11 protein-coding genes and 1 other annotated feature are annotated in these 9745 nt (G+C 46.1%); of the genes, 6 read left to right on the top strand and 5 right to left on the bottom strand.

Annotated features, from left to right (window positions below):
- Positions 1-118 precede the first annotated feature (118 nt).
- Positions 119-374, bottom strand: a binding site (T-box leader).
- 141 nt (positions 375-515) lie between these two features.
- Positions 516-1481: an aldose 1-epimerase gene (locus AC5V8P_RS05235; RefSeq protein ID WP_064798020.1), complete on the top strand. Its 966-nt coding sequence runs from the start codon at positions 516-518 to the stop codon at positions 1479-1481.
- Between the two features lie 90 nt (positions 1482-1571).
- Positions 1572-1808 (top strand): alpha/beta-type small acid-soluble spore protein, encoded by a 237-nt coding sequence (locus AC5V8P_RS05230; RefSeq protein ID WP_063209584.1) that lies wholly within the window; start codon positions 1572-1574, stop codon positions 1806-1808.
- A gap of 117 nt (positions 1809-1925) precedes the next feature.
- Here AC5V8P_RS05230 and AC5V8P_RS05225 read toward each other — a convergent pair whose 3' ends face one another.
- Together AC5V8P_RS05225 and AC5V8P_RS05220 are read right to left on the bottom strand one after the other, a co-directional pair.
- Positions 1926-2327, bottom strand: coding sequence for a hypothetical protein (locus AC5V8P_RS05225; RefSeq protein WP_064798019.1), 402 nt, complete (start codon positions 2325-2327; stop codon positions 1926-1928).
- 259 nt (positions 2328-2586) lie between these two features.
- Entirely contained in the window at positions 2587-4374 is a 1788-nt protein-coding gene (locus tag AC5V8P_RS05220; RefSeq protein WP_063209587.1) for a M3 family oligoendopeptidase, read from the bottom strand.
- 98 nt (positions 4375-4472) lie between these two features.
- Here AC5V8P_RS05220 and AC5V8P_RS05215 point away from each other — a divergent pair, with 98 nt between their 5' ends.
- Positions 4473-4643, top strand: coding sequence for a YycC family protein (locus AC5V8P_RS05215; protein ID WP_081276877.1), 171 nt, complete (start codon positions 4473-4475; stop codon positions 4641-4643).
- Positions 4640-4876 carry a hypothetical protein gene (locus tag AC5V8P_RS05210; protein ID WP_063209590.1) on the top strand — a complete coding sequence of 79 codons (237 nt, stop codon included), beginning with the start codon at positions 4640-4642 and terminating at the stop codon, positions 4874-4876. Before AC5V8P_RS05215 ends, AC5V8P_RS05210 begins: the two co-directional genes overlap by 4 nt.
- 92 nt (positions 4877-4968) lie before the next feature.
- Here AC5V8P_RS05210 and AC5V8P_RS05205 read toward each other — a convergent pair whose 3' ends face one another.
- Entirely contained in the window at positions 4969-5679 is a 711-nt protein-coding gene (locus AC5V8P_RS05205; RefSeq protein WP_196771900.1) for a DUF2225 domain-containing protein, read from the bottom strand.
- Between the two features lie 42 nt (positions 5680-5721).
- Positions 5722-6099, bottom strand: coding sequence for a globin domain-containing protein (locus tag AC5V8P_RS05200; RefSeq protein ID WP_063209594.1), 378 nt, complete (start codon positions 6097-6099; stop codon positions 5722-5724).
- Positions 6100-6511: 412 nt separating this feature from the next.
- Between AC5V8P_RS05200 and ylbJ the strand changes: the two genes are divergently transcribed.
- Both ylbJ and AC5V8P_RS05190 read left to right on the top strand, forming a co-directional pair.
- On the top strand, positions 6512-7810 hold the full coding sequence (gene ylbJ, locus AC5V8P_RS05195; protein ID WP_064798017.1) for a sporulation integral membrane protein YlbJ: 1299 nt from the start codon (positions 6512-6514) through the stop codon (positions 7808-7810).
- 66 nt (positions 7811-7876) lie between these two features.
- Entirely contained in the window at positions 7877-8680 is an 804-nt protein-coding gene (locus tag AC5V8P_RS05190; RefSeq protein ID WP_063209597.1) for an NAD kinase, read from the top strand.
- 141 nt (positions 8681-8821) lie between these two features.
- On the opposite strand, the gene AC5V8P_RS05185 is transcribed toward AC5V8P_RS05190, so the two are convergent.
- Positions 8822-9724, bottom strand: a complete 903-nt coding sequence (locus tag AC5V8P_RS05185; protein WP_064798016.1) for a YutD family protein — start codon at positions 9722-9724, stop codon at positions 8822-8824.
- Positions 9725-9745: the final 21 nt, after the last annotated feature.

Below are 9745 nucleotides of genomic sequence, written 5' to 3'. Positions count from 1 at the left end.
CGCCGATGTAATTGCCCAATGTAAGTTGTCCACTAGGCTGAATACCTGAAAGTACAGTTTTCATCTTTTTCTCCTCCGTTTTTTCCAATATTTTAGAACGCAAAAAGGCCCCGCATCCTCAAGGGACGCGAGACCGTGGTACCACCCTTATTCATTGCGCCAGCCTGTTAGTCGTCGGAGCTATTCCGTGGCCGCCTGCAATCTTAAAGCTCCGTTAACGAGGAGCAATCGGCCGTCATACTGAGGAAAGTAAACTCCTGTTCTGTGCGGCACTCCAAGGTCCATTCAGCAGTGCAGGCTCACCGGTTCTCATCCACCACCGGCTTTCTGAAGAGCTAATGCAAAAGCTTACTTGTCCTCATCATCGTGTTATCCATGTCATTTCTTTCTAAGCTACATTAATGATAATTCCGCATACTATTATTGTCAAATGACGATTGTGCCATATGGTCAAAAATCTGTTATCATAATGACACGAAGCTTCAACCGATTATAGTGGACAAAGGAGCATGGATATGAAACAAGTGACCAAAGAACACTGGAACGGTTACGACACGTATGTTTTACATAGTGGTGAATTGGAAGTTACAATGATCCCTCGTCTGGGGAATAATATTATCTCCGTGCGTGATCTGAAGCTGAACCGGGAGATCGTACGTCGGCCTGGCGAGGAAGAATTGGCATTTTATTTACAAAAGCCATATCATTTTGGCTTACCTATTTTGATTCCTCCAGGACGAATTCGCAAAGGACAATTTGAGTTTGACGGTGTCCCCTATCAATTCGACCGTAATACAGCCAATGACAATCATATACACGGTCTGCACCGCAATCAATCCTGGTGTTGCAGCGATATTGAAGAGGATGAAGAAGGTTGCAGTGTAACAACCGAGCTTCTGACTGAAAGCGATCCACACTGGATGGAACAATACCCCATTCCTTTGCGGCTTGAAATGACATATCGTTTGCAAGGCACCGTATTAAGTCAAACACTGCGTGTGACAAATCTAGGTGAAAAAACAGCACCCTTCGGCTTGGGCTACCACACTTGGTTTATGGTGGATGGAGAGCCTGAGCGTTGGCGCTTGAAGCTGCCAGTGAATGGAGTATACGAGCAGGATGCTGAGCAATTGCCTACAGGTGTCATTACTTCTTTAGATCGTTTAGAGCAGCTTCCCTCAGGTCTATCTCTGAAAGGGACCAATTTAGATACGCTGCTGCGAGCAACGGAAGGGCCAGCTGAGGCTATTTTGACTCGTGATGATGGCTATCAAATCCGCTATACCGCAGATGAGCAATATTTTAAGTATTGGGTATTATATACTAAAGGTGAATGTGATCAGTATTTCTGCATCGAGCCTTATACTTGGCTGCCCGATGCTCCCCATTTCTCCGATCCTGTCGGGGAAGCCGGATTAATTCGTCTGGAGCCGCAACAATCCATCGACCTCAACACTCAGATTCATATCGTACATCCTTAATCTTCCTATAGTCACTTTTCTTCCTTCGGCGCATATTTTCATATCTCTGTCGCATACTAACCTCATCACAGCCGAAGGAGGTGACTACACATGTATGAATCCAACCAAGGCAGAGGACGTCGCAGCAATACTCTGGTTGTTCCTCAAGCCAACAACGCACTGCAACAATTGAAATATGAAGCTGCACAAGAACTGGGCATCACCATTCCGGCAGACGGTTACTATGGTGATATGCCGTCCCGTGAAGCTGGTTCTCTGGGAGGCTATATCACTAAACGCTTAGTACAGCTGGCCGAACAGCAATTATCCGGTCGTTCAGGTCAATAAGCGTCATTATTCCACATGAGCATTCCGTTATCGTAATTTAACAAAATACGTTATAACGGGTATATAACAAAGGCGGTCTTCATATGAAGACCGCTCTTTACTTTGCTCTTTTAATGATTATTCAGATTTAGCCGCGCGATATGTAGGCTTGTTATAGCGGATCATGAGATTCGCCATGTTGTAGTTGGATTCTAAGGTTGCATCTACCAAGATCGTCCCTTGTCTGACGGCAAAATCGAAAGCAATCTCACCATGAGTCCAGCTGCGCTTGTGATTTAGTGTTTCCAGGGCCATACGCCGAAACTCTTCCCGATGCTGTGCAGATAAGCCTGGTTCTACTGCTGCAAATGTGCCGCCTTTACCTGCAATTGGATTATGCCGAATCCCAAATTTCCCAACTACATTGTTTCGTATTTGTACAAATACGATGCCTGACGATAAACCCGCCAGTTCATGATCCATTTCTTTAAAAACGATATCCATCTGCCTCGCTAACGACAATTGACCTACTTCACCCATCATAAAAACCCTCCTATGTGCTTATTTAAAAATATTTAATAGGTCTTACGACTCAATTATATGCGAAGTTTTTTAAGCTTACAATCAAAATCAACATATTTGGGTATTTATAACTATTTTCTAAGTATATCCATCATTTTAAATTTCGCTAACAGGTAGTGTCATTTATACTTCGACATTTTGTGACTTTATTCATCATCCTCTGCAAACATTACAAAAAAGGCCCCCCTTACGGGAGACCTTTTAAAATGTAACTTCATTATTGGGTCATTTGCAAAAATTGCTCAATATCCTGAACAGTAACTTGCGCAGCATTACGCCAGAAGTCAGCCTGTGTCAAATCGGTACCCAAGTGCTTGGAGGCCAGTTCTTCTACTGTCATGCGACCTGTATCACGCAGTAAAGCATCATATTGATCGGCAAATCCATCTGGATTTTCCTTCGCAAAAGCGTAAATCCCTGCACTGAACATATACCCAAATGTGTATGGGAAGTTGTAGAAAGGAGTGTCTGTAATATAGAAGTGCAGCTTGGAAGCCCAAAAATGAGGATGAGCCTCATCCAGAACCCCACAAAACGCTTCACGCTGCGCTTGTTCCATCAGTTCGCTTAATTGCTGTGCTCCTACCACACCTTTTTTTCGCAGTTCATAAAAACGGGTTTCAAACAGGAAACGGGCATGAATGTTCATAAAGAAGGCTACACCACGCTGAATTTTATCCTCCAACAAAGCTACCTTCTCCTGGCCCTCGGCAGCTTCCAGCAAAGCATCGGATACGATAAGTTCCGCCAGCGTCGATGCTGTCTCAGCCACGTTCATCGCATAATTTTGATTTAATGGATGCAATTCATTCATCACATGCTGATGATAACCGTGTCCGAGCTCATGGGCCAGTGTCGAAACGTTGGACGGTGATCCGGCATAGGTCATAAAAATTCGGGTTTCTTTGCTTAGACGCAGAGATGTACAAAATCCACCTGGACGTTTGCCCGGACGATCCTCTGCTTCGATCCAGCTTTTCTCAAAAGCCATTTGGGCAAAGTCTGCCATTCTTGAGCTAAATTTACCGAACTGCTCAACAATTGTTACGGCTGCATCGTCGTAAGGGATTTTAGTGGTCGATGCTCCCAGCGGAGCTTCAATGTCATGCCAGGACAGTTTCTCTAAGCCCAGCAGTTTGGCTTTCCGCTCCAGATATTTGACTACAATCGGCTTGGTTTCATTAATCACCTGCCACATCGTATCCAACGTTTGGGCTGACATACGGCTGATTTCCAGCGGTTCCTTGAGCACGTCTGTCCAGCCTCGGTTTTCATATAGCTTGAGACGGAAGCCTGCCAGATGATTCAGTGTATCCGCACAATAGTCCTCGACCTGAGTCCATGCCGCTTCCCAACGTGCAAATACATCTTTACGTACGCTGCGATCTGCTTCATCCAGCTTATTAGCTGCCTGACCTACAGACAAATGTACAATCTCTCCATTTTCAGGCACAGGGATCGTCATATTTTTGACAATGGTATCATAAAAGTCACCCCAACCGTGGTATCCATCCACTGCCAAATCAAGTGCAAGGCTCTCCAGCTCAGGAGCCATTTTCTCACGCGCTTCGTTCCGGTATTCGGTCAGGACAAAAGAAATTGGCTTGATCGTTTCGCGCTCCATCCATTTCTGCCAAATGTCTTCACTGGTTTGCGCCAGCAAGTTCTGGAAAGCGACTAAAGCACTTTTCCCTTGGGCATACAAAGAATTGACACGCGCTCCCAGTTGAACGGCCAGCTTGTCATGCTGATTTTGAGCAGTTAAACAAGATACAAACGAACCCGCCTGCGATGCCCCATTAAACAGCTCCTGTATGCTATTCAAAACACTATCCAGACGCTCAGTATCCAACACCGTTTGAGGCACTTTGGCTACCTTAAGCTGGGATTGCAGCTGTTGGACCTTGCTCTCCAGTTCATCCAAAAATGCGTGAAATGAGGCGGAGGAGGAGCCTCCGCTAAAAATAGATTCCAGATCCCATGTTTGCTTTAACGGGGTTTTCATAATAGTTCCACCTTTCTTTTTTGGCGAATTCATGTGGTTTCATATACAATAAAGCTACAGCGTGATGGTACTATCACTACAATTAGGAGGAAAACAAGATGAGACCCTTACAAATTTCGCCGGAAACGGCTGTGAAATTATCCGAAAAACTCGGCATTCCGCTGGAACACCTTATGCATACACCCCAGCACATTTTGATGCAAAAGCTGGCCGAACTGGCTAAAGAAGAAGCTGCTGACCCGAACGGCGGAGAATCGGACAAATCATGATTCCTTTTGATAAAACCTGGCCTTATGACATTGTCATGGGGGATGTTTATGTACAGTCCTGTCCGTTTTGCAATCATGATAACGTCTTGCTGCCCCTGAAACCCAAAGAGCTTAAGCTTATTCATGAAGGCATGAAAAAGCTGCTTGTGTTTCCATGCTGCCACAACAAGGTTACTTTGGTGGATTGTGACGACGATTATTTGCTGTCAGATACCACCTTGCGCCGTCATTAATTCATGAGACAGTTGCAGGATAAGATAACTTGCTTTACAAACAAGGTGTGAACCATGAACCGGGACCGGTCATAGTACACACCTTTATTTCTTCAAGAGGAGCTTGCGTTTTGCATTTCCTCAGGTAGCTGGTAATTCTTTGCCAGCATTTGTTCACGCAGTACGGTCCACTGTTCACGGGAAGCTCTTATCATCGCCGCATCCATAATTTTCTTGTCATTAATGACACGCGAAAACCAGCGTACTGCTTCATTAAAATCGCCTGTACGTCGATGCAGTTCACCAATCAGATAAAGCAGTTTGGCATTATTCGCGCCGACGCCCTCCAACTCATAGACTCGAACGTAGGAATCCAAACTAAATTTGAGAAAGCGAAGCTCCTGCTCCTCATTTCCCTGGTATCTGTACATCCATGCAATATGCTGCAATAGACTGGCTACTACGCGTTCCTTTTCTCCGATGACCTGCGCACAAAGTAAACCCAATTTGTACGTTTCTAATGCCTCTTCCCAGCTACGATGCCCGCCATATTCGCGAGGCTGCCAGCGGTTACCAATTTTATCCTTAAATAGCTTGGTTTGCTGATCGCTTAACTGAGCGGTAGAGTGTTCTGTCGAGGTAAATCCACAATGAGGACAGACCCGCACGACATAAAAATCCGGATTTTCGTTCTTATAATAAGCACAAAAATCTGAATCAGTACGAATGGCCTTCTTTAGGCTTGGTCTGACACGGGATGTCTGAAATTCTTGTTCGCACTGCGGGCAGACGATTTTGATCTGATATAACGGTTCAAGTTCCAATGTTTTTACAACCCTCTCCAAAATTCGGCAATCCCCGAAAGCTTACGGGGTATTTACAAAATGATGCGCAGGACCGGACAAACGACTAAGTATGATTGAACGAAGCGGCTCTTCAATTCCCGTATCCGTTAACGCATCTGCCATACAAGACAACCATGCCTCTGCTCGCTCCTCTGTCACGGGAAACTTCATATGTCTGGCACGTAACATCGGATGACCATATGCATCAGAAAAGAGGGACGGCCCTCCAAAAAACTGGCTCAGGAACATAAACTGCTTTTCCTTGACCGGCTCCATGTCTTTAGGAAACAGGGGACTTAACAACGGATTTTTATAAACTCTCGGGTAGAAGGCCTCAATAATAGCACGAATACCTTCCGCACCCCCAAGGTTGTCATAAATGCTCAGGCTAGGATTCACTTTTCCTCCAACTTTCTGTGCTATGGTAATAAATATACACTTGTATTATAACAAAAAACAAAAAATGACGCTAAAAATAAGCGTCATTTTATCAATTTAACATATGAAGAGACTTGCCTCACTACACATAGCTTTGTTATTCCATGAATACCCACTAATAACTCCGCCAATCCTCTTCACCGGGATGGACGAGAGAGGCACGAATGACATACACAAAAGCACATACAAACAGACCGGCAACGATACTCATCCTGATCACTCCATCCTTAAGGTTATGGAATCGTTGTTTTTTATTTTAACATACTCTTTACAAAAAAACAGCATTCCATGTAATCGTTTTCTTTACTTTTCTTGTACTCTTTGTCCATCCTCGACATAGGTATAATAGTACAACTCCAAAGGAGGGGCCTCTATGTCGCTGTACCGCCGTTACTCGCTTCCTTTGCTCATCCTTATACTGTTATTCCTATTCATACTGATGGCCGCATATCCGCAATCTTCTTTGAATGCAGGGCTTCGCGGGCTTGCCATCTGGTGGGATGTGCTGTTTCCGTCTTTATTTCCGTTTTTTGTTATCTCCGAGCTTCTTCTCGGTTTCGGAATTGTTCATTTCATAGGTGCGCTACTGGACCCGCTGATGCAACCCCTATTCCGTGTACCTGGCTGCGGAGGTTTTGTTGCTGCGGTCAGTTGTGCATCCGGTTACCCGATTGGAGCCAAATTAACCGCTAAGCTGTGGGAGCAAAAATGGATCACACGCATTGAAGGAGAACGCTTGGTCGCGTTTACGACCTCCTCTGATCCGATATTTTTGATCGGTGCAGTTTCTGTCGGTTTCTTCCATAAACCTGAAATTGCACTCGTCCTCGGAGCAGCTCATTACGGTGGCGTACTCATCATCGGATTGCTCATGCGCTTCCACGGTTCCCGTTCAGATAAATCCGATACTCGCAGCGAACGCTCTCACACCTCCCAGAAGACCTGGTCAAAGTCTGATAACACAATAACAGCGGTTCGTAATAAGCAGCCGGGACCACTTCGCCAAGCGTTATCTGCCATGCATACAGCACGTTTGGAAGATGGCCGTCCATTGGGTGAGTTGCTTCGTCAGGCGATTGCCTCGTCCCTACGCCTTATTATTGTCGTAGGAGGGCTGGTTGTATTCTTCTGCGTTATTTTAGAAGCCTTGACGAACTCTGGCTTAATGAGCGGGCTTCATCTGCTTACGGCAAGCCTACTGACTACATGTAGCCTTCCTCCTGCATTAACAGAGTCCATCGTTGGTGGTATTTTTGAAGTCACTTTAGGTGCGCAAGCTGCCGGTGAAGCCGCAGCCGCGGCTTTACCGTTCAAGGTAGCCGCAGCCGCATTTGTTCTATCGTGGGGCGGGCTATCGGTTCATGCACAGGTTGCAAGCATTTTAAATATGACGAACCTCCGCTACATGCCATTTTTACTGGCCAGGGCTGCTCACGGGGTCATCTCCGCACTGCTGGCTCTCGTGTTATGGCGTCCATTAATGGGACAGGGAAGCTCCCCTGTTTTTTCTCCGATACACGATATCACATGGTCCCCTGGCTTCTCGTCCGCCATACTGCTGCAAAGTCTACGGTTTCTTGCCTGTATACTGGCGGGAATGCTGGCTCTCTCCTGGTTAAGCGTGGGTACAAGTCGCTTATTCATACGATGGAAAGGAACGCACCGGCAATGAACGATTGTGTTCTTGCTCATAATTGATTATGATCGGTATATACCCATGACAAAGGAGCTTTTCATCTTGAGATATTATGTTCTGGATCGCGGGGATCAGCACTCCATGGACTTGAGTCAGCAATTTCACCGTCTTGCCCAAGAAAAGAATTTCAAGCTGGATGCCGAATCGCCGGAAATCGTCGTGTCTATTGGAGGCGATGGTACGATGCTTCATGCGTTTCATACCTTCATTGACCGCATTCCGGATATTGCCTTTGTTGGTGTACATACCGGTCATCTGGGCTTTTACGCCGATTGGCGTGCGGACGAGCTGGAAGAGCTAATCGACCTGATGAGCCAAAGCGGGTCTGAGGGACCGCTTAACCCGAGAATCGTTAAGTATCCACTGATTGAGTTGGAAATTCACAAGAAGTCGGGCAATGCTTCTTATATTGCTTTGAATGAGTTTACGTTAAAAGGGGTAGATGGCACGGTCGTTGCCCAAGTAGATATTAACGATATCACCTTTGAAATGTTCCGTGGTGATGGGATATGTGTTTCTACCCCTTCAGGAACGACCGCCTATAACAAAGCACTTGGCGGTGCTATGGTTCACCCTACCATCGAAGCATTGCAATTGACTGAGATCGCTTCCATTAATAACCGTGTATATCGGACATTGGGATCACCACTGCTACTGCCAAAACATCATCATTGTGATATTTTTTCACGGAAAGATCAGCGGCTTTTACTGACAGTAGATCACCTGAACTTTCCTGTGGATGACTTAATCTCTGTTCGATGTCAGGTAGCAAGCCAGAAAATCAGCTTCGCCCGTTACCGTCCTTTCCCCTTTTGGGATCGGGTACGCAACGCTTTTCTCAATTAGAGCCTGTAAAAGAGCCGATCCTCGGCTCTTTTTTTAATTCATCGGGAGAGGACATTAGCCTCACTTTAAAACATGCAAAAAGTTGGTCATAAACGATCGGCGGCTTGAGAGAAACTTACAAAGAAAACGGCTCCTGAAAATTCAGGAACCGTTTTGCTGTGGAGATGGGAATGTTTTATTTTTTTTGCTACCTTCAGCTCTGTCGGCTTTGGCTGTTGTTTGCGTCTGACGCTGACCCTCAGGTTCACGCGAGACACGAACTTGCCGTCCCTCTCGGTTTTCCTTTGGTTGGCGATCATAACGTGGCCCACGCGATTCCTTTTTATCGAAATTTCCTTGTGAATTACGCTGCCTCCGTGGTTCCCGGGCTTGCTGCCCTTCCCCCGAACTTCGCCCATCCTTTGCTTCGCGCGGTTCCTTTGACTGGCGCGAATCACGTGCTTCACGCTGCCGGTTGCTTTCACGTCCTTCTCTGGATGGACGACTGTCACGAGCTTCATGCGGCTGCCGTTCACGTACTTCCTGAGCATCCTTCGGTTCCCTGCGTTGCAGCTCGCGTAATTCGCGGGCTTCTATAGGCCGCTCGACTCGTGACTCCTCTGTAGCTGTGGAATCCTGCTGCGGATGCGGCCATTCCGTTTGTCCAGCTGTCGTCGGTTGCCGTACTTCTTGGCGCTCTTCGGCTTCTGACGCTTGTTCCCTTTGAGCATCTACCAACTGCTGGATATCAGGAGGAACGAAGTCATCAGTGGTACCGTTCTTATTTTCCACTTCACGGCTTTTTTGCAGCACAAAATAGGCACAACCAAAATTACAGTATTCATTAATGTAATCGTCCAATACCACAATGGATGTATCCTTATTGGCTTTAGGATGCCCTTCTCGATAAAACCCCTTTAAACGCAGCTGATTGTATCCCCAATCGCCAATAATATAATCATAGCGATCCAACACTTCACTATATCGATCACGAAAGGCTTCGGGATTCCACCCGTTCTTGTGATCCTGCAACACTTCATAGTTTTTACCACCGATTTGAAACAAGCTATTCTAACCGCCTTTCCC

The sequence above is a fragment of the Paenibacillus sp. N119s genome (assembly GCF_059447605.1).
This window is presented reverse-complemented; position numbering and strand designations above follow the sequence as displayed.

Bases quoted from the DNA above. Each gene is read 5' to 3' on its own strand.
- AC5V8P_RS05235 (WP_064798020.1), top strand. From the start codon at position 516: ATGAAACAAGTGACCAAAGAACACTGGAACGGTTACGACACGTATGTT.
- AC5V8P_RS05230 (WP_063209584.1), top strand. From the start codon at position 1,572: ATGTATGAATCCAACCAAGGCAGAGGACGTCGCAGCAATACTCTGGTT.
- AC5V8P_RS05225 (WP_064798019.1), bottom strand. From the start codon at position 2,327: ATGGGTGAAGTAGGTCAATTGTCGTTAGCGAGGCAGATGGATATCGTT.
- AC5V8P_RS05220 (WP_063209587.1), bottom strand. From the start codon at position 4,374: ATGAAAACCCCGTTAAAGCAAACATGGGATCTGGAATCTATTTTTAGC.
- AC5V8P_RS05215 (WP_081276877.1), top strand. From the start codon at position 4,473: ATGAGACCCTTACAAATTTCGCCGGAAACGGCTGTGAAATTATCCGAA.
- AC5V8P_RS05210 (WP_063209590.1), top strand. From the start codon at position 4,640: ATGATTCCTTTTGATAAAACCTGGCCTTATGACATTGTCATGGGGGAT.
- ylbJ (WP_064798017.1), top strand. From the start codon at position 6,512: ATGTCGCTGTACCGCCGTTACTCGCTTCCTTTGCTCATCCTTATACTG.